General features: G+C 63.2%; 13 protein-coding genes. 10 read left to right on the top strand and 3 right to left on the bottom strand.

Annotated features, from left to right (window positions below; all coding sequences use genetic code 11):
* Positions 1–1,240 precede the first annotated feature (1,240 nt).
* The 3 genes from E4341_RS12205 to E4341_RS12195 all read left to right on the top strand — a co-directional run bounded on the left by E4341_RS12205 (position 1,241) and on the right by E4341_RS12195 (position 4,346).
* Complete coding sequence (locus E4341_RS12205; protein WP_165117595.1) at positions 1,241–1,504, top strand: hypothetical protein; 264 nt, start codon at positions 1,241–1,243, stop codon at positions 1,502–1,504.
* Positions 1,505–1,613: 109 nt separating this feature from the next.
* Positions 1,614–3,146 (top strand): phospholipase D-like domain-containing protein, encoded by a 1,533-nt coding sequence (locus tag E4341_RS12200; protein WP_165117594.1) that lies wholly within the window; start codon positions 1,614–1,616, stop codon positions 3,144–3,146.
* Between the two features lie 126 nt (positions 3,147–3,272).
* On the top strand, positions 3,273–4,346 hold the full coding sequence (locus E4341_RS12195; protein ID WP_165117592.1) for a serine hydrolase: 1,074 nt from the start codon (positions 3,273–3,275) through the stop codon (positions 4,344–4,346).
* A gap of 190 nt (positions 4,347–4,536) precedes the next feature.
* On the opposite strand, the gene E4341_RS12190 is transcribed toward E4341_RS12195, so the two are convergent.
* Entirely contained in the window at positions 4,537–5,034 is a 498-nt protein-coding gene (locus E4341_RS12190) for a hypothetical protein (protein WP_165117590.1), read from the bottom strand.
* Positions 5,035–5,432: 398 nt separating this feature from the next.
* On the opposite strand from E4341_RS12190, the gene E4341_RS12185 reads away from it, so the two are divergent.
* From E4341_RS12185 to E4341_RS12170, 4 genes are all read left to right on the top strand, one after another.
* Entirely contained in the window at positions 5,433–5,861 is a 429-nt protein-coding gene (locus E4341_RS12185) for a DUF2975 domain-containing protein (RefSeq protein ID WP_370458453.1), read from the top strand.
* Positions 5,861–6,103 carry a helix-turn-helix transcriptional regulator gene (locus E4341_RS12180; RefSeq protein ID WP_165117586.1) on the top strand — a complete coding sequence of 81 codons (243 nt, stop codon included), beginning with the start codon at positions 5,861–5,863 and terminating at the stop codon, positions 6,101–6,103. Before E4341_RS12185 ends, E4341_RS12180 begins: the two co-directional genes overlap by 1 nt.
* Positions 6,104–7,845: 1,742 nt before the next feature.
* Entirely contained in the window at positions 7,846–9,357 is a 1,512-nt protein-coding gene (locus tag E4341_RS12175; RefSeq protein ID WP_255491234.1) for a tryptophan halogenase family protein, read from the top strand.
* 227 nt (positions 9,358–9,584) lie between these two features.
* On the top strand, positions 9,585–12,668 hold the full coding sequence (locus E4341_RS12170) for a TonB-dependent receptor (protein WP_165117584.1): 3,084 nt from the start codon (positions 9,585–9,587) through the stop codon (positions 12,666–12,668).
* Positions 12,669–12,731: 63 nt separating this feature from the next.
* Here the strand turns inward: E4341_RS12170 and E4341_RS12165 are convergent, their stop codons facing one another.
* Both E4341_RS12165 and E4341_RS12160 read right to left on the bottom strand, forming a co-directional pair.
* Positions 12,732–14,138, bottom strand: coding sequence for a tryptophan 7-halogenase (locus E4341_RS12165; RefSeq protein ID WP_165117582.1), 1,407 nt, complete (start codon positions 14,136–14,138; stop codon positions 12,732–12,734).
* A complete protein-coding gene (locus tag E4341_RS12160; RefSeq protein WP_165117580.1) occupies positions 14,135–15,661 on the bottom strand; it encodes a tryptophan halogenase family protein in 1,527 nt (508 codons plus the stop codon). Before E4341_RS12160 ends, E4341_RS12165 begins: the two co-directional genes overlap by 4 nt.
* 138 nt (positions 15,662–15,799) lie before the next feature.
* Between E4341_RS12160 and E4341_RS12155 the strand changes: the two genes are divergently transcribed.
* From E4341_RS12155 to E4341_RS12145, 3 genes are all read left to right on the top strand, one after another.
* On the top strand, positions 15,800–16,843 hold the full coding sequence (locus E4341_RS12155; RefSeq protein WP_240893545.1) for a LacI family DNA-binding transcriptional regulator: 1,044 nt from the start codon (positions 15,800–15,802) through the stop codon (positions 16,841–16,843).
* A gap of 219 nt (positions 16,844–17,062) precedes the next feature.
* On the top strand, positions 17,063–19,522 hold the full coding sequence (locus E4341_RS12150) for an exo 1,3/1,4-beta-D-glucan glucohydrolase (RefSeq protein WP_240893674.1): 2,460 nt from the start codon (positions 17,063–17,065) through the stop codon (positions 19,520–19,522).
* A 31-nt stretch (positions 19,523–19,553) separates the two neighbouring features.
* Positions 19,554–20,867, top strand: a complete 1,314-nt coding sequence (locus E4341_RS12145) for a cation:proton antiporter (protein WP_165117575.1) — start codon at positions 19,554–19,556, stop codon at positions 20,865–20,867.
* The last annotated feature ends 29 nt before the right edge of the window (positions 20,868–20,896 follow it).

The raw sequence follows: 20,896 nt of genomic DNA, 5'->3' as shown, positions 1-20,896 counted from the left end.
CGGCTGGGGCTTTACGGTGATGACTGTGTAATGATGGGCTGGACTGGTGATTACAGGAGCAGCGCGCCCGTAGTCGCATTTCTGGCGAAGTCTGAAGCGTCGAACACCACCACCATCAAAGCCGTGAAATCTCGCCGGAGCAGACTAGCGAAGCAAATCACCATTGGGGTGTATAATTTTCCAAACAGGACGCGATGAAGCTCGCCGAATTTCTATCGACCACCTGGCCAGACCTGGCCAAGCGCTTTCCAAATGTCCTCGTTGCGGATGGCGACGAGCCAGAAACGCCCCAACAATTTCACGCGAAGTTGCTCAGCTTCTTAATTATGGTGTCCTAGCGACAGGTCCGCACCACAGAAGTTGGGGCACGCATGTCCGCGATGGGCGAGGACAGCGTAAAGAGCCGAAAGGCGCGCGAACTACGTCGGTCAGCAGCTTTGCAGTTGAGATACTGCCTCGTGCCCCAATTGGTGATATGGCCCCGAACCATCGAGTTGGATAGTGACCAACCCAAAGTCCGATGCGAGGGTGTCAAACGCGAGCGAAGTCGCACAGCCGTCCTTCATCGTCGGACCTATTGTTCGACTCTCCGCTACCTGCGAGGTCAAAGGTCTTATTGGCTTTGCAGGCAAATCTGAAAATGCCAAAGCAATAGTGCGAAGCTGCGGGCATGAGTTTAAGTTGATAGTGGCGGCCTGTGAGTCGATTACCCGCGTAGCGGTCCAGATGCGGTCGTGCAGATCGGCCGATGTAATATTGCGGATGGGCGGATCGGTGACGATCGCGATTGTCTGCGCGCGCGCACCTAATACGTGGTCAGTTCGTACCGAGATTGTCACAAGCCGGTCAGGCCTGACGACTGCCTGCGGGGCGCCGGTTAAGGATGCGAATAGGCTGAGGAACAGGATAGCGGCTGATGACATCAGCTATAATCGCCTCACAAAACAAAGTCCGCAACGGGTCGAAAGTGGCCAAATGCCTCCGAGCGAAAACCCGACGTTCCCTAGCCCAAGTTGCACATCTGAACGTCGCTTTTCTAGCGGTTAGTGCATGTCCGCTGATGGCGCGAGGTCGATATTTGGCGTCCTACCTGAGACGTTTGGGGAAACTGCCGTCAGACGTTCGACACATCGAAGCCGGATCAGAAAATGTATGTCGCCATCGGCAGGCCTTCGCTCTAGCCTGACAAAGCTGCAACCGAAGGCGGATCAGCCGCCGGGTCAGCAAGAGGAAACACATCATGCGTATGCTGTATATCGCCGCCGCGGCCGCCTTGGCCTTGTCGGCTTGCTCCGAGCGGACCGAGGAAAACGCCGCCGCTACGGCGGAAAACGCCGGCGACACGGTCGCCTCGGCGGCCAGTGACACAGCCGCGAATGCGGACGCCGCCGCCGACGCAACCACCGATGCCGCCAAGGACGCGGCAGCTAACGCCGATGCCGCCGCCGATACCGCAGCGCGCAAGACCGATGCGGCCGCTGACGCTGCGTCCCGGACCCAGTAAGAGAAGCGTCGCGACGCTCTGGATGCCTGTCGGGGGCGTCGCGACATCTTCAATATGATGTAAGCAGTGCGACCGGCTCACCGGGCGATTTTGGTCGGGAGACCCGGACATGCTGGAAGTCGGAACCACCTGCTGGCGTGCCGAAGTCGCGCCCCGCGCCGCGCTGCTGGTGGACATGGAGCCTTATCTGGCGGCCGCAAAGGCGGCGATGAGCCAGGCGAGTCGGACCATCCACTTCCTGAACTGGGCCTTTGATCCCGACACCGTCGTTGATCACAAGCCCGCGGACGGCTCTGGTCCGCAAACAATCGGCCGCTTCCTCAAAGAGCTGTCGCAAGCTCGGCCGGACCTGGACATCCGGATCCTGTGCTGGAAGTCGCCCCTAGCCGTTGCGGCCACTCAGCGGTTCTTTCCCTGGCGTAGTCGTCGCTTCTTCGCCGACACGCGCGTCGATTTCCGTCTGGACGGAACCTTGCCGCTAGGCGCTTCCCACCACCAGAAGGTCATCATCGTCGATGACACCGTGGCCTTCTGCGGCAGTTGCGACATCGGTCCCGACCGCTGGGATAGCCCCGAACATCTCCACCCCGATCCGCGTCGCGGGAAGACCGAGAAGGGAACGCCCTGCTACGATTGCCGGCATGAGGTCATGGCGATGGTCGATGGTCCGCCGGCGGCCGCCCTGGGTGATCTCTTCCGCGAACGGTGGGCGAGAGCGACCGGAGAGCCGCTTGCCGCCCGAGCTGAAACCATTTGCGACGTCTGGCCGGCCGCTGTGAGGCCCGATCTGGAAAACGTTGAGATCGGCGTGTCTCGAACCCAGGCCCCATGGAAAGATTTTCCGGAGTTGAGGCAAGGCGAGGCGGCCACATTGGCCGCCATCGCTGCGGCCAAAACGACCCTCTACATTGAGAACCAGTATTTCACCTCGCCCGTCGTCGCGGAGGCTATCGCCCAGCGGCTTGATGAAGCCGATGGCCCGGAGGTGATCCTGGTCTCGACCCAGCATTCGCCAAGCTGGTTCGATCAAATGACCATGGACAAGACGCGCTCGGCCTTTCTCAAGAGGCTAGAAGACGCCGATCGGCATGGGCGGTTCAGCGCCTACAGCCCTGTCACGCGCAATGGCCGGATCATCATCGTCCACGCCAAACTCGCCGTCGTCGATGACCGTTTTATTCGAATCGGGTCCAGCAACGTCAACAACCGGTCGCAGGGCTTCGATAGCGAATGCGACCTGACCCTGGATGCGGGGGCGGACCCTGAAGCGGCGGGAGGGGCGTGCGTCGGCGTATTTCGTAATCGGCTGATTGCTCACTGGCTGGGGTGCGAAGAGATGCGCGTCACCCAGGCAATCATGGCCTACGGCGGCATCAGTGCCGGCATCGAACATCTGCGAGACCAGGGCTTGGATCGTCTGCGTCCGCTTCGATCACGCAGTCACGGCGCCTTCTCCCGGTTCGTCGCCGAACACCACCTGGGCGATCCAATCTCGGCTTCCGACAGCCTGCGACCGTGGCGCCGACCGGCGCAGATGCGACACAAGCTTGCGGCGGCGGCGCATCGGCTGGTCCGCGCAGACATTCCGGCCCCGGAAGTGCCGCTCGGCGGTCCCATCGAACCGGGCCACGGTCAGGACTAGCCCTCCGCGCCGGCGGCTGCTTACTCTTCAAGCCAATCGGGTAGGCGGCGAACCTGTCTTCGTTGTCACTTGGTTGAGCGTGGTGAAGCTTCCTATGAAGCTGGGCGTCCCAACCGAGAACTCCAGATGAATATGCCGCGTCGCCAACTGCTCGCCACGTCGTTAGCGACAATGTGGCTTATGCCCGCAGGCCAATCCGTTGCAATGGCCATGGGGGCTATTGAAGTGGTTGCTGACGGCTTTGCCCAGGCACAGAACTTCAACGGCGTAATCTCGGTTGCGATCGCGGGTCGACCGATCATGCTGAAGGCTTACGGGGTGTCCGACGTTCGCGATCAGTCCCCGGCCAGCACCGCCTCAACCTACGCCATTGGCTCCATCTCCAAATGGTTCACGGCTGCCATGGTTCTTCGGCTGGTGGAAATGGGATTGCTGCGCCTGGATACGCCGCTATCTACGCTTCTTCCAGATTTCCCTACGAGCAGTGGAGCGACCGTAACCTTGGCGCACCTGCTGTCTAACACGAGCGGGCTTCCTGATCTTTTGATGCCGGCCGCCAAGGCAAATTCCGATCTGCGAACGTCAAATGCTTCTGCGAGAGAAATGGTCAGCCGTTTCGCGCCGACGGAGACGAAGTTCGTTCCTGGTTCGGACTTCGATTACGCCTTCATGAACTGGGTGATCGCTCGCGCAGTCATTGAAGCTCAAACCGGCGCACGTTTTGAGGATTTGGCGCAGAGTTTGCTGTTCGAGCCAATGGGCCTGACGAACACGGGGATCGCCAGCCGAGGGTTCGAAGGCATTCCCGGCTTAGTCCCAGCCTTCGATGGTCAGACCGTCGCCGCGCAGTTGGATATGAGCACATGTTATGGCTACGGGGCCGCCTCTGGAACCTTCTATTCGGATGCTGCTGACTTGCTGACATTCGCAGATCGGCTCCTGAGCGGGCCTATTTTGACCCCGCAATCGAAGTCAGACCTTTTGAATGTCCGATACTTGCAGGAAGGCTACGCCCTAGGCGGGAGGGTGCGCGTAGGATCTGCCGGACCTGTCGCTTGGGAAACCGGATCCGTGGGGGGATACAAATCCCTTCTCACCTACCGACCGTCGGATCGTCGATCGGTAGTGGTTCTGAACAATACCGATATGTCGCAAACGACGCTCAACAACTTCGCTACAACCATTTTCGACTTGCCTTAGATCTAGATCGAAAAAGGTCTCTGGAACGGCTCTCCGAACCAAGGGGACGGTCATATCCGTGCGGGCGCCTAGCGTCCGCGTCGGATCGAACGCGAAGTCGGCGACGAAGTGCGCGTCTGCATCCGCGGTCGGGCATATCTCCCATCCAATTTGATCCGATTGAGGTTCGGTTCGCATCAAAGCGTCAAGCTCACCCCGCGCGTCGGATCATCATGTCGGCGCCCACAATCACGCTTAAGGTGAGGCTAGCTACGAGATAAGCTAGAGCGTTAAAGCGCCATGACGCCCCAAGGTGTCGCGAAGCCCAGATCGTGCAAGCGACCAAGGCCGAGGCGGTGACGATAGGCAGAGTCCAGAAGCCGATACCGAGCCAATCGCTGACGCGCGCCTCGTCATTGGGCAGGATGAAACTCAATCCCTGCGCCACCACGCGCATGAAGGCCGCAGCATAGAGGACCGCAAACGCGGCCAGACTTCGTCTAGTGCGCACCAGGTGGAGCGCGATCAGGGCCTGTAGGATCGTGACAAGAGGACCGGCGACCGAGATCAGGGCGTGGTGGCCCGCCGATGTCGCGGCTGAGGGGGCCGAGCCATTCAGGCCGTAGGACATCTGGTGCCCGAGTATTGTGCCTGCACCCCAGTGCGCGCCCTCGTGGACCACGAAGGTGCCCAGGATCACCAGCGCCAAGAGTCCCGCATAGCCCGCGGTGAACCTGGGTCAAACAGCCCGGTCGGAAGATGTGCCGCTTATCATCGCTTTGCACTCCAAGCGAGAAACCCGGTCAGGGCGGCGCCCACCGCAATCGCAACGCAGATCCAGAGACCCAGACTATCCGTCATGAGGCCGATGCCGGCGCCTGCAACGAGGCAGAGCGGCGCGGGCGCAAAGCACTTCGGCAAATGCCTTGTTTCTATGGCTGGCGCCGTCATAAAGCTACGCTCTCCGCGTTTAAGTCCGATATAAAGTTGCGAAGCATCGATCTTTAAGTCACGATTAATCGGACATATGCAGGAGCTGCCATGAGACCGTCGGACCTCTCTCGATTTCGTCGTATGTGCGTCCGCTTTCGCTGGCTGGCGGTATTTATGACGCTGAGCGTCGGCCTGCTGGTGACGTGGGCCGGAGCCATTGTGCCTGCCATCGCTTCGCTGTCTGGAAGAATGGGTGCGAGCAGCCTAATGACGCCATTGGTGTGGACAGTCTCACCGTTTTGCTACCTATTCGGCGTCTGGTTGATCGGTCAGGCGATGGGTGATTTGGCTCGCGGCAGCATGTTCACCGCGACAGTAGCCAACGCCTTGCGGCGGGTCGGTCTGGCGCTTGGGCTTGGCGGCGTCTTCAGCGTATTCGTCGCGACCAACCTGCTGCGTTTCTTGGAGCAGATGCGCGGTGGATTCCTGCATTTCGACGTCGCGAGCATGACGCTGGGCATGATCGGCGGAGCCCTTTTTCTCCTGGGCCGTGTTCTGGATCAGGCTGAAGCTGTCCAGGCCGAGCTGGACGAGATGATCTGATGCCGATCCGGGTTACACTCGACGGGCTACTCACCGCTAAGGGCCTGAAGGCTCGTGACTTGGCTCAGCAGGTCGGATTGAGCGAGACTCAGCTATCCCTCTTTCGATCAGGTAAGGTCAAAGGCATCCGGTTCCGCACGCTTGCCCGCCTGTGCGCGGCATTGGACTGCAAACCAGGCGATTTGCTGGACTATCTGTATGAGCCATCTGACCAAGCGATCGGTCCTGACGAGTACAGTTAGTCTCTCACCATCCGAGCGAGCCCGATATCGGCAGCGGTTGGGCAGCACCCACGAGCACTGAGATACGAAACTAGCAAGACCCATGGTCTCCTGACCAACTTGCTAGAAGTCCGGTGTTCGACCAGCTCTCGATGTCCGCTTCTGGCGCATTGTAACTGTCGGAATGACGGCGCGTAGCGACTTCCGGTCAAGCCGGAATATCGATCACGCCGAATATACTATTGTGCCGGTGCGTGCTCCCGAACCTAAAACGCCATAAAGTCTCACCGAACAAAGCCGTGGGCCTCTCTGACGTCTGCCCCTCACTTCAACACGAGTGACACGGCCAAATTGCCGTGCACCTAAAGATCGAACCTACCAAGAATTATAGCAGGTAAAAATCCATGCGGTCGATGGGCCCTCGTGGATGGTCCACTCACTGCCAGCATAGATTTCTGCGGCAAGGCGTGGCCATGACGAGAGTGAGATTGGCGTTTCGACCGAATGTCCGGGCAGTAGCTGACGCCCGCTCGCAGATCGATGAAGTCGGTGGTCATCTCGTGGTTTTCAGGCCCGAAAAAAAGTGGTGTGGTCTGCAAACTTCTCCGAAGCGAATCGGTTCGCCCTCCATCGCCGGTCGCAACGACCGCATTTTGGCCAGAAGATTGACGACCGCTTTCGGCGCCAAAGCCTGTGACCGAAATCTACCCGTTGCGGACATTGGCCGCAGCCGCGACCCACTTCGATACGCCCCTATCGGCGGCAAAGGCTTGGACCGAAATCGGTTTCTAATCGAGTGCTGAATGCTCGACATTGGCAACCTCGCGTAATCATCTAGGTAGCCCAAAGGAGAATAGTCTTGCTTTTCGCCGCCATGTTCGCAGCCGCCCCAGTTGCGTCACAAGCTCCCCCTTTGGCCGAGGAAGGCGTGTGGTTAGCCGGCTCTCAACCGCCGTCGCGATCTGCCGTGACTACGGCAACGGGGTGAACCAGACAGCCGCCCGCGGCGTCGTCGATGGTTTTGAAGCGAGAGCGACAACAGAAGGATGGACGTCCGAAAATCTTCAAGCCGCTTACAATCAAGGCAGGGAATTAGAACGCGCAGACTTCAAACTTCTCTTCGACCTTGACGGACTAACGCGCTCTGAGGTTCGACGCGCGTACAGGGATCACCTTAATCGAACGAAGGTCCGATGCAGGGTGCAATCCGAACGCTTTCCCACCGTCATCTCTGATGTTCGCAATGGCGAACGTGTAATCTACGCTAGCCTGTCGGCTGGTCGCTAAGCACGCCAATCCGTCGGCGGTTGTGCAAAGGCCACGGCCTATTTCTGCTAGCTGCGACGAGGGGCGCGCGCCTGTTGGCAGTCAACATTCGTCGAGATTAGAGTTCTGAAATGTCGCTGATGGCGATGGCTGTGATGGGCCAGTGTCTCGGCCATGTGTACGTTCCCCCACATCCAACCGAGACTGTTCCTTGCCCGCTGGCTGCAGTGCAGGAGGAATTTAAGTATGGCCGCCACTTCCATCCGCGACGTTCTTGCGAATGCTCACCGGCGCTGTGCTCATGTCTGCTACCCACTCATTGCCTACCTCGGTGAGTGATGAAGGGTAGGGCGTTGCACCTAGCGCCAATCTAAAAATGGCCGAACAGATAGACCTAACAAGTATGATGATCGATTCCGCGCCTCCTCGGCCACGGAACAAGCTAATGCCATTGATGAATCCGCAATTGAGCCCGACAATCGTGACCGAGGTGCAACTTGGCTGACTCATCCTTAATCATAGATCGCATCGTCGTCATTGGGGGCGGCACGGCTGGGTGGATGGCGGCGGCGGCGCTGGCACATGCGCTCGATGGCGCCGGCAAGACCGTGACGCTAATCGAGTCCGAGGCGATCGGCATTATCGGCGTCGGCGAGGCGACGATCCCTGAAATCTTGAAGTTCAACGCGCGCCTGGGGATCGACGAGGCGGACTTCCTGCGTGAGACCAAGGCCACCTTCAAGTTGGGGATCGAGTTCGATGGCTGGCGACGCGAGGGCGAGCGCTATTTCCATCCGTTCGGCGCCTTTGGGCTGGATATGGAAGGCATCGCCTTTCATCATTTCTGGCTGAAGGCCTGCTCCGAAGGCGGGTCGGAGCCGTTGGAAACCTATTCTATGGCCTGGCAGGCCGCGCGCCGTGGCCGTTTCGTGCATCCGCAGGGCGGGCCGCAGTCGCCGCTGGCCAGCCTGGGCTACGCCTATCATTTCGATGCGGCGCTCTATGCGGGCTTCCTGCGCCGCTTTGCGGAGGGGCTGGGGGTCGTCAGGCGCGAAGGGCGGGTGGTCGAGGTCCAGCAGGGGGCGGATGGCGATATCGCTGGCGTCAGGCTGGACGACGGCCGGATCATGGAAGGCGACTTCTTCATCGATTGCACCGGCTTCATCGGCCTTCTGATCGAGCAGGCGTTGAAGTCAGGCTACGAGGACTGGAGCAACTGGCTTCCATGTGACAGCGCTTTCGCCGTCCCGTGTGTGCGGGAGGGGGCGTTGTCCCCTTACACACGATCGACGGCGCGCGAAGCCGGATGGCAGTGGCGCATCCCTCTGCAACATCGGGTGGGCAACGGCTACGTCTATTCCTCGGCGCACATCTCGCATCAGGAGGCCGAGGACGCGCTGATGTCGCGGTTGGAGGGGGCGGCGCTGGCCGAGCCGCGTCGCCTGCGGTTCGCCACGGGCAGGCGCAAAGACTGCTGGAAGCGCAACTGCGTGGCGGTCGGACTGTCGAGCGGATTTCTCGAGCCGCTAGAATCGACCAGCATTCACCTGATCCAAAGCGCCATCACCAAGCTGATCACCCTGTTTCCGTCGCACAAAAACAGCGAGGGCCTTCGCCGTGAGTTCAACGCCCTGATGGAGGAGGAATTCGTCACGGTCCGCGATTTCTTGATCCTGCACTACAAGGTCAACCAGCGAGAGGGACCGTTCTGGAGCCAGGTGCGCGACATGCCGATCCCGGACCGGTTGGCGGCCAAGATCGCCCTGTTCGAGGATACGGGTCGGATCGTCAGGCGCGACCATGACATCTTTTCCGAATCAAGCTGGCTGGCGGTCGCGGTGGGGCAGGGACTGACGCCGCACGGGCGTCACCCGATTTCCGATGTCATCAATCATGACGCCAATCTGGGCCGGCTATCGGCAATCCGTGACAGCATCTGGCGCACGGCCGACGCCCTGCCGACGCACGAAGACGTTCTGACGACGACGATGAACCGTAAGGCGTCTTGAAAACGGGCCTGTCGCCTGCAAGCCGTGTCAGCAGACGGGCGTCCGTCGCAATGGTGCGGGCGCACCACTTCTGAGTCCGCCAATCGAAAACGCGCCAAGTTTGTCGCGAGAAGTTGACATCGCTGTCAATCGGTTGTCCAACATGCTCGCGGACGGTCAATCGAGGCTGCCGAAACGATTGCGACGGGCTGAACCGTCCTCGGGGGGGATCAGAAGTGAAGTCAGAGATGTTCCAAGCCGGCTATGCGCCCGCCGCTCGCGGGCTCCGCCGTTCCGCGTCCGCCCTGGCGTTGACGGTCGCCGTGGTCGGCGCAACCGCCGCCCACGCCCAATCGACGCCGGCGCCCCAGACCACGACCCCCGCCACGGACGACGCGGCGCAGGTCGACGACATCGTCGTCACCGGCATCCGCGCGCGGATCGCATCCTCGCAGGCGATCAAGCGCGACTCCGACACCTTCGTCGATGCCGTGACCGCTGACGACATCGGGGCCCTGCCGGACAAGTCGGTCAACGAAGTGCTGCAGCGCATCCCCGGCGTGAACATCAACCGCTTCCAAGGCCCAACCGACCCCGACCACTTCTCGGTCGAAGGTTCCAACGTCATCATTCGCGGCCTGTCCTACGTCCGCTCGGAGTTCAACGGCCGCGACGCCTTCAGCGTGAACACGGGTCGCGCCCTGGGCTTCAACGACGTGTCCCCGGAACTGCTGTCGAGCGTGCAGGTGTTCAAGAATGCGACGGCCGACAGGATCGAAGGCGGTATCGCCGGGGTTGTCGATCTGCGCACCCGCAAGGCGTTCGACAGCCGCAAGTTCGTCTTCGGCGCGACGGTCGAAGGGTCGTACGGCGACCTGCGTGAAAAGCCGGGCCTGGGCTTCTCGTCCCTGATCAGCAACGTCTGGGACACCCAGTACGGTTCGTTCGGCGCCTTGCTTAGCTATGGCGAATCCGACCTCTATTCCGAAGCGTACGGCAGCCACCTCACCGACTTCACCTACCGGTCCGATCTGTCGAACGGCGAGGATCGCCGCTATGTGCCGCGCGGTGGTGCGGTGCGGACCCAGCAGTTTGACCGTTCGCGTTCGACCCTGGATGGTTCGCTGCAGTGGGAATCCACCGACGGCCGCGCCAAGCTGACTGGCGAATACATCCGTGCCGATTCGACCTCGGCCTGGGGCGAGCGCGTGGTCGAGGTCGATTTGGGCAGCGGCGGCAATCCGACCCCCTTGCCGGGCCAGTCGTTCACCTATGATTCCAACGGCGTCTTCACGAGCGGCCTGCTGGTCAGCAATTCGCCGAACCTGCAGGTTCTGCCCAAGCGTCAGCGCGATCTGCAAACCCTGACCGAAGATTTCTCTCTGGCCGCCGAATTCCATCCGACCGATCGCCTATCGATCTGGTTGGATGCGCAGTATAGCAAGGCCAGCGCCGACGATCTGGACATGAGCGTCTATGGCGCCATCACGCCGCTCTACACCTTGATCGGCGAAGGGCGTCATGGCGTCCCGGACATCCAGTTCGTGGACGCCTCGGGCCAGCCGTCGGCCAGCACAAACGATCCGTCGAACTTCTACTATCGTTCGGCGATGGACCACATCGAACAGTCGGACGGTGATCAGACCGCGTTCAAGGCGGACATCAAATACGACTTCGACAATTCGCCGCTGCGAGCCATTCGCATGGGCGCACGCTATTCGGATCGCGAGCAGACGCGGCGCTACACCGCCTATAATTGGGGTGCGATTTCCGAGAGCTGGGCTGGCGGCGTCACGCCGTTCCAGACCACAGGTCCGCTCGCTGTCGAAGCCTACGACTTCCCCAATTTCCAGCGCGGTCACAATCCGACGCCGATGAACGGCTTCTATCCGACAGCCGATCTGATTGCGGCCTATCGGGACGGCACGCTGCAAGCGGCCTTGGCTGCAGCGAGCAGCTCGGGCTCGACCTGGCGTCCGCTGGATCAGCGTCCGGGCGCTATCGCCGGCACGCCGTTCTTGCCGGGCGATGTCAACAACTCGGCCGAACAAACGACATCGGCCTATGTCCGGTTCGACTTCGGCTGGGATGATGTCTTCGGTCCAGACACCGCCGTCACCGGCAACCTGGGTGTTCGCTACGCCAAGACCGACTTCCAGACGCGCGGCTTCATTTCCAGCCCCAACATCGCGCAGAACTTCGGTGATGCGAACGGTTTCGACCCGCGCTTCCCTGGTCAGAACATTCCGGTGACCCAGGCCAATGCGGCGGCGATTGCGCAGTTCCGTTGCTCGACCATCCAGCCGGGGCAGTCGGCGCCGGGCTATTGCCTGCTGTCGAACGACCGTCTGAACCAGCTGGTCGCCTTCAGCGACGGCAGCTTCCAAGAGGTCGAGCGCGGCAACAGCTATGACGACTGGCTGCCCAGCCTGAACGTCAATCTGAAGTACAAGGAATGGGTGTTCCGCGGGGCCGTGTCGCGCGCCATGACGCGCCCGGACTTCGGCGTGACGGCCTTCGCCGCCACCCTGTTCTACACCGACATGAACCAGGTCCGGGACAATGGCGGCGACGTCAACACCGCCCCGCTACTGACCACCTTCACCGGCGGATCGCAGCTGACGGGCGTCCGCTCGTGGAATTATGACTTGGGCGTGGAATGGTATTTCAAGCCGGGCAGCTCGGTGACCTTCAACGCATTCTACAAGGACCTTTCGGACATCCTGGCCAGCGGCTCGACCGTCCAGCAGTTCAGCAACGCTCAGGGCGTCTCCACGGATGCTCAGGTCAACCAGCAGGTCAATATCGGGTCCGGCTGGATCAAGGGCTTCGAGGTTGGATATCAGCAGACCTACAGCTTCCTGCCAGGCCTGTGGAGCGGGCTGGGCATCGAGGCGAACTACACCTACGTCGAGCCTTCGACCTTCCCCAATGCTGTGACCGAGCCGCGCTATGTGGGTCTGGAACTGCCGCTGCAACAGCTGTCGAAGCACACCTACAACTTTTCGGTCTTCTACGAGCGGGATCGTCTTTCGGCGCGTCTGGCCTACAACTGGCGCAACGGCTTCCTGCTGACGCCGCGCGACGACGTGAACCCGTTCTCGCCGATCTTCAACGACTCGACCGGGCAGCTTGACGGTTCGATCTTCTACACCCTGAACGACAACTGGAAGATTGGCCTGTATGGCGCGAACCTGCTGGACGAGGTCACCGTCACGCAGCAGCAGACGTCCTACAACCTGAACGGCGCGAACCAGGCCGGCCCGCTGGCCCCGCGGTCCTACTTCCGCAGTGACCGTCGCGTGACGTTCAGCCTGCGCTACACCTTCTAAAACTTCTTCTCTGAGCGAAGACTTGGGCGTCGATCTGATCGACGCCCCTTTTTTCGTTCTGGATCAGCCGCTTTCGCGCAGCCGGTCGATGAACTGAGAATGGGAGGGCAGGGCGGCCAAGGTCTGGTCGAAAGCCATGACCATTCGCCCCAACGAAGCCGTTGCGCTCTTGATGTCCAGACGGTCGGCCTGGATATCGAAACGGCGCGGCGTCAGGCCAAGGCCGGCCATCAGCAGGGTCCAGTGCTGTGCGTCGTAGGGATCGCCATCCAGGCCGACACCGGCGTTGCGAGACGTGAACTGGGCGATGCGACGCGCCAGGTCGTCGCCAGCCGGGGCCAGTCGCTGGCCTTGCGATCCGCAAAGAAGGATAAAATGCAGTCGGTCCGCGCGGTGCGTCATGTCGCGAACCACCGCCTCATTATAGGCCTCCGCGCAGGCTGAAATCTGCTCGGACGCGCCTGGCAGCGATGCGACCAGTTGTGTCAGCTGTCGCTCCAGAGCGGCGCTATCCAGGCCCAAGGCGTCGCCGAAGCGCGCCGCCGCCGGACCAAGAGCAAGACGACGGCCGCTCCAGGGATGCGTATCCAGGCCGGGGGCGAGGGCGACGTTCGACAGGGCGGCGACATGAACGCCGCCCAACCAGGCCGCTAGCGCCGCCTTCGCAAGGTCAGTGGTCGTGCGATCTGCGGCATAGGCCAGGCTGGCGACGCCGCCACCGGGCAGGGGGCTACGGCTGGCCAGCCCTTCTTCCAGATTGGCCATATCCAGACGCGGCGCGTGATCGCCGCCCGCGTAGCGCACCCTCAGACAGCGGTCGTAGCCCAGGCGCGCGGTCCAGTCGCCGTCGCCGCTGAAAACTCCGTTCGCTCGCGTTTCCAGGGTCATGAAAGCCTTGACCTCACCGACGTCGTCAGACGCCTCCCGCACGCCGGCGCGCAGGGCGATGTCCCGCAGTCGCGCCGTCAGAACGCGCGCGTCCAGCATCAGTCGGGGGCGAAGAAGAGACCGCGGCGACTGCCGATCCGGACTGGGATGGGCGTAACGACCGGCCGCCATCACCCGCGCCTGGAACTGCAACGGCGCCAGAAGCGCGGCGTAGTCGGGGGCGTCGGGAGATTGACGGGCGACGCGTAGCACGACGTCCGCCAACGCGACCCCATCGATCCCAGGCAGGGGCTCCTGCTCGACGACGGCGATGTCTCGCCCGTCGCGCCAGTTTCGCAGCAGCGAGCCGAGGAAGAAGCCGCCGTGGCCATGAGCCAACAGGCCGGCGCCGTCAGACAACTGGACGAGCACGCCGTCTGGATCAGCGATCACGACCTCGGGCTCTTCACCAAGCGCGGGAGGAGCGGCGGCTTCTATTAGGACCGAATGACCAGATGGCAGGTGGCGGGCCAGCAGCGCAGCCGCCGCCCACGCCGCCAAGCCGCCACCCTGAATGACCCATATCTTTTCGGTCCCGGTCATTGAAGGCCACCTGCGCGCTGGGCGGCTTGGCGGATGAAGGTCATGTGATCGGGCGTCCGATCGACGGTCGATCGGACGGCGTCACGCAGGGCTCCCAGCTTGTCGGACAGGACGTGCGGTTCCAGCCGATCGACGCGCGGATCCCAGCCGTTCGGAACGATGTTCTGCCCCACCAGTACGGCGAGCCAGCTTGGCGGCAGGAAGACGCCGATGTCGTAGTCGGGAAGCAGGCCGCGCGACTTAAAGGCCTCGACCTTGGCCGACAGACTGTCTGGCCAGGTCATGGTTCGCATCTCGCGCCAGAACGGCTCGTCACGCTGGTTGGCGACATAATGCAGGACGAGGAAGTCACGAATCCGGTCGAACTCCAGCGCCATGATCCGATTGTATTCTTGGGCGTCCGCCGCCATCCCGACCCGGTCGGGAAACAGATCCAGCAAGGTCGTGATCCCCAACTGGATCAGGTAGATGCTGGTGGATTCCAACGGCTCCAAGAAGCCGCCGGACAGGCCGATCGCCACGACGTTTCGGCTCCACAGCCTTTGGCGTCGTCCGGTCCTGAAGCTCAGCCGACGCGGCTCGGCCAGCGCTTGACCTTCAAGATTGGACATCAGGGTCGCCACGGCGTCCTCGTCCGAGATATGGGCCGATGAGAAGACGTGGCCATTCCCGGTGCGATGTTGCAGCGGAATGCGCCATTGCCACCCCGCCGCGCGGGCCGTCGCGCGGGTATAGGGGCCGACCGGCGCCGTCGTCTGGCACGGCACGGCGAAGGCGCTGTCGCAGGGCAGCCAATGGCTCCAGTCCTCGAACGTCGTCTCCAGCGCCTGATTGATCAGCCGTCCGCGAAAGCCCGAGCAGTCGACGAAGAGATCGCCCGAGATGCGGTGCCCGTCCGACAGGACGACGGCGTCGACATCGCCCGTCGCGCCATTCAGGACATGATCGACGACCTTCCCTTCGGTGCGGACCACGCCGCGCCCGCACGACACTTGGCGCAGGAAGGCGGCGTAGAGGCTGGCATCGAACTGAAAGGCGTAGCTGAAGGTGGACAGCATGGAGCCGGGGTCGGAAACCGGCCGCTGGAAGCGGTTCGCCTCGGCCGCCCTGACTGGATAGCTGTAGTCGCTAATGTCGGCTGCGTCGCCCATGGCGCGGCGCGCGGCCCAGACATGGTGGAAATCGATCCCCTCGATCGGCTCGCCATAGGCGCCGAAGGGATGGATATAGCTGTCGCCGGGCCGTCCCCAATCCACGAACTGGATGCCCAGTTTGAAGGTCGCCTGAGTCTGGTCGATCAACGTCTGTTCGTCGATGCCCATGGCCGTGTTGAAGGCGCGGATGTGGGGCAGGGTGGCCTCGCCCACGCCGACGATGCCGATCTCGTCGGACTCGACCAGTTCGATCAAGACGGCGCTGTCCGCCAGACGATGAGACAGGGCGGCGGCCGTCATCCAGCCAGCGGTTCCCCCGCCCAGGATGACGATTTTTCGGATCGAACCGGCATCGTTTTGGATCATCATGCCGACTGTCTAGCAGACCATTTTTCGGCATGACAGCGATGGACAAGCCTGACCATAAGCTGTGTCGGCATCGCCTTTTCGAACGGGGATGTTAGAAGCGATCCGAGCGACGTTCAGGGGGGACGGATTTTGGCGACGGTGACGATCTATGACGTGGCCGCGAAGGCGGGCGTGTCCATCAAGTCCGTGTCGCGCGTGCTCAACAACGAGCCGAACGTCAGCCCCACGCTGAGAACAAAGGTGGAGGAGGCGGCTGCGTCTCTGGGTTATCGACGCAGTCTGTCGGCGCGCAGTCTGGCGGGTGCGTCGTCGTCCCTGATTGCGGTCCTGGTGGACGCGGATCTGACCATCGAACACTGGAAGAGCGGGCGCGGCAGCGACTATCTGGGGCGTCTGGAGTTCGGCGCCCTGATGGAGGCGCGCCAGGTCGATTACCATCTGATGATCGAGTTGGTGGATCACAACTCGGCCGATCTTGAACGCGATCTCATGGCGCTGCTGAACTCGATCCGGCCTGAGGGAGTCATTCTGACCCCGCCGAACTCGGACAATACGGCGGTGATGGACGCCCTCGACGCGGCGGGCACGCCCTATGCCCGCATCGGGCCGGAAGCGGCGTTTGATCGGGGCTTCTGCATCGAGATGGACGAACGGCGCGCCGCATTGGAGATGACACGTCATCTTATCGACCTGGGGCACACGCGGATCGCCTTTGTCACCGGACCGGTCGCCTATGGCGCCAGCCGGCGTCGTTTGGCTGGCTACAGGGACGCCATGGCCGAGGCTGGCCTGGATGTGGCGCCGGCTTGGGTGGTGGAGGGCGACTTCACCTTCAACTCCGGGGCGCTGGCGATGGAGAAACTTCACGAAACCTCGCCCGACATCACGGCGATCTTCGCCAGTAACGACGATACGGCCCTTGGCGTCCTGCAATGTGCGGCGAGGCTGGGACTGTCGGTGCCCGGCGACCTGTCGGTGGCCGGTTTCGACGATTCGCCCGGCGCGGGTTTCAGCACGCCGGATTTAAGCACCATCCGTCAGCCGGTAGCGGAGATGGCCGCCGCCGCCGCGCAACGCCTTATTCCGCCTCTGCGTCGTCTCTTGGACGGCGACGCCGCGGCGCGTGTCATCGTTCCGCATGATCTGATCGCGCGCCAGTCCACGGCTCGCATCGAGCATTGAAAGGGCGAACTCAGGCAGTTGTTGACAGCGCTGTCAGACGTTTGGCACAGTGGGTTTCGTCCGGGGCTGTTTCGGACATCCATATCGGCCTGAAGGCGCGTCTCCGGGGTTGGCTTGGGCGGCGTGACGGCCGCAACGATCAGGTCTCCCTCCATGCGCATGGCCGCCACCGCCCTGGTGATCACCCTCATGTCGAGCGCCTGCGCCATCGACCCCGGCATGGCTCGGGCCGTTCCAGTTCAGGCCGTGACGTCTCAGGCCTCCATCGTAACCGACGCGGCCCGCGCGCATCCGGCGCTTTGGCCCCATGCGGCGTCTCCGGCGGCGATGACGGATCGGGCGACGGAAGCCTTTGTCACCGAACTGATGAGCCGGATGACGCTGGAGGAGAAGGTCGGTCAGACGATCCAGGCCGACATCGGCTCGATCAAGCCTGAAGACCTGCTGACCTATCCGCTGGGGTCCATCCTGGCGGGCGGCAACTCCTCGCCGGGCGGCGACGAGCGCGCCTCGGCCGACAAGTGGGTGGAACTGGCCCAGGCCTTCCGTGCGGCGGCGGCCCAGCGGCCGGGCGCCAGGATCCCGCTGATTTACGGCATCGACGCCGTGCACGGTCACAACAACATCGTCGGCGCCACCATCTTTCCGCACAACATCGGCCTGGGCGCCGCTCGAGATCCCGATCTGATCCGCCGCATCGGCGAAGCGACGGCGCTGGAAGTGGCGGTGACCGGCGCCGACTGGACTTTCGGCCCGACCCTGGCCGTGCCCCAGGACGACCGCTGGGGTCGCGCCTACGAAGGCTATGCCGAGAACCCAGAGGTGGCCCAGAGCTATGCCGGACCCATGACCCTGGGCCTGCAAGGCGCGCTGTCGGCCGACCATCCGTTGACGCCCGGCCATATCGCCGGCTCGGCCAAACACTTCCTTGCCGACGGCGGCACCACGGGCGGCAAGGACCAGGGCGACTTCGCCGGGTCCGAGCAGGATCTGATCCGCACCCACCTGTCGGGCTATCCCCAGGCGATCGACGCCGGGGTGCTGTCGATCATGGCCAGCTTCTCCAGCTGGAACGGCGTCAAGCACTCGGGCAACGAGACCATTCTGACCGACGTGCTGCGCGGCCCGCTGGGCTTCGACGGCTTTGTGGTGTCGGACTGGAACGCCCACGGCCAGCTGCCGGGCTGTTCCAACGAGAGCTGCGCCCTGGCCTTCAACGCCGGCATCGACATGTTCATGGCCCCCGACAGCTGGAAGCCGCTGTACGAAAGCACCCTGGCCCAGGCCCGGTCGGGCGAGATCCCGATGGCGCGCCTGGACGAGGCCGTGCGCCGCATCCTGCGGGTCAAGGTCAAGACCGGCCTGTTCAACGACAGCCGTCCGGTCGAGGGGCATCTGAACGAACTGGGCTCGCCCGAACATAGGGCGTTAGCGAGGGAGGCGGTGCGCAAGTCGCTGGTGCTGCTGAAGAACGAGGGCTCGGTGCTGCCGATCCGCTCGGGCGCGCGGGTGCTGGTCGCCGGTCACGCCGACGATATCGGCCAGGCCTCGGGCGGCTGGACCCTGACGTGGCAGGGCACGGGCAACACCAACGCCGACTTCCCCAACGGCCAGTCGATCTGGGGCGGCATCCGCGAGGCGGTCGCCGCCGGCGGCGGTCAGGCGACGCTCAGCGCCGACGGCTCCTTCACCCAGAAGCCCGACGTGGCCATCGTCGTCTTCGGCGAAACCCCGTACGCCGAGTTCCAGGGCGATGTGGACACGCTGGACTTCCTGCCGACCGGCCCGCTGGAGACGCTGAAGCGTCTGAAGGCGGGGGGCATTCCGACGGTGTCAGTCTTCCTGTCCGGCCGGCCGATGTGGACCAACCCCGAGATCAATGCGTCCGACGCCTTCGTCGCCGCCTGGCTGCCGGGCACCGAAGGGGCCGGCGTCGCCGACGTCCTGATCGGCGATGCGGCGGGCAAGCCGCGCAACGACTTCACAGGAACCCTGTCCTTCAGCTGGCCCAAGACCGCCAAGGGCGAACCCCTGAACGTCGGTCAGCCTGGCTATGACCCGCAGTTCGCCTATGGCTACGGCCTGACCTATGCGCGCAACGCCCGCGTCGGCGCCCTGTCGGAAGACAGCGGCGTCGCCAACGCCGGCGGCAGCCTGGATCGCTATTTCGTCGATGGCCGCTTCGTCGCCCCGTGGTCGCTGATGCTGCGCGATGCGGGTGGAGATTTCCGCCTCGGGGCCGAAAAGAGCGGCGCTAGCCCGCGCGGCGGCGTGTCGGCGCGCGCCACCGACGGCGCAGGCCAGGAGTCGGCCCGCGCCCTGACCTTCTCGCAGGGCGGGGGACAGGCTCTGATCGCGGCGCAGCCGGTCGATCTGACGCGCCAGTCGAACGGCGAGATGGCCATCGCCTTCCGCTACCGCGTGGACGCACGGCCCAAGGGGGCCGTCTTCCTGACCTTGGGCGCCGGTTCGGTCGATATCTCCGGTCTGATCGGCGCAGCCCCCGTCGGCGAATGGCGTACGCTGAACGTGCGTCTGTCGTGCCTGCGTGACCGTGGCGCCGACATCGCCGCCGTCGATCAACCTTGGGGCCTGCGCACCAACGCCGATTTCGCGGTCACGGTCGAAGACATTCGCCTGGCGTCGAACGAGGGCGACGCCGTCTGTCCGACGCAGTAGGCTGGCGCTCGCCAAGGGGGGAACCGGCCGCATGACCAATGCTGAACTGAGCGTGGCCTTCTTCCTGCAGATGGCGATCATCATCGCCGCCTGCCGCATCGTGGGCTGGCTGGCCAAGCGCTACCTCGGCCAGCCGCAGGTGGTGGGCGAAATGATCGCCGGGGTGATCCTGGGCCCATCGCTGTTCGGCCTGTTGGCGCCTGATCTTCAGGCGGCCCTGTTCCCCAAGGAGTCGCGGTCGATCCTGTTCGTCGGCGCCCAGTTGGGCGTGGGCCTCTACATGTTCCTGGTCGGGCTGGGCTTCCGTCGCGACCACTTCAGGGCCAATGCGAAAAGCGCGGCCGCCGTGTCGCTCGCGGGCATGGCGGCGCCCTTCCTAGTCGCCGTCACCCTTGCGCCGTGGCTGGTCGCTGAGGGTCTGTTCGGGCGAGGCATCCAGACCTGGCAGGCCATGCTGTTCGTGGGCGCGGCCATCTCGATCACGGCCTTCCCCATGCTGGCGCGCATCATTCATGAAAGGGGGCTCAGCGGCACGCGGCTGGGGTCGTTGTCTCTGGCGGCCGGCGCCATCGACGACGCCGGCGCCTGGTGCGTCCTGGCCATCGTTTTGGCCAGCTTCGGCGCTGGGCCGATGGTGGCGGTGACAGCCATCGCGGGGGGCGGGGCCTTCGCCCTGTTCATGCTGACGCTGGGACCGAAGCTGCTGGCGCCGCTGGGCCGGATCGTCGAGCGGGAAGGGCGGCTCAGCCCGACCGTGCTGGGGATCGTGCTGATCCTGTTCATGCTCAGCGCCTGGGCCATGGACGCGGTGGGCATCCATGCTGTCTTCGGCGGGTTCATCCTGGGCGTCGCCATGCCGCGCGGCGTCTTGAGCGACGAGGTCAAGCGTCAGCTGGAGCCGTTCGCGGTGCTTGTGCTGCTGCCGATGTTCTTCACCTTCTCGGGCCTGAATACCCAGCTGACCATGGTCAACAGCCTGGGGCTGCTGGCCGTCACCGTCGTCATCCTGCTGGGCTCCATCTTGGCCAAGGGCGGCGCCTGCTGGGCCGCCGCGCGCCTGACGGGGCAGGACAACGCCACGGCCATGGGCATCGGCGCCCTGATGAACGCGCGCGGCCTGATGGAGCTGATCATCATCAACATCGGCTTGCAGCGCGGGATCATCGGCCCGGCCCTGTTTTCCATCCTGGTGCTGATGGCCATCATCACCACGCTAATGGCCTCACCCCTGTTCGAATGGGTTTACGGCCGGAAAGCGAGAGAGCGGGGCGAGCTGGGCGGATTGAACGAGTTGAACGAGTCTGATCCCGACATGCCGGGTATCACGGAACGCCAGCGGGCTTAGGAATAAACGCCCGAACCATTTTGCGGGCT

This window comes from Brevundimonas sp. 'scallop' (assembly GCF_011045535.1).
Lineage (GTDB): Bacteria > Pseudomonadota > Alphaproteobacteria > Caulobacterales > Caulobacteraceae > Brevundimonas > Brevundimonas vesicularis.
Note: the sequence above shows the minus strand (reverse complement) of the source record. Positions and strands in the feature narration are given on the sequence as shown.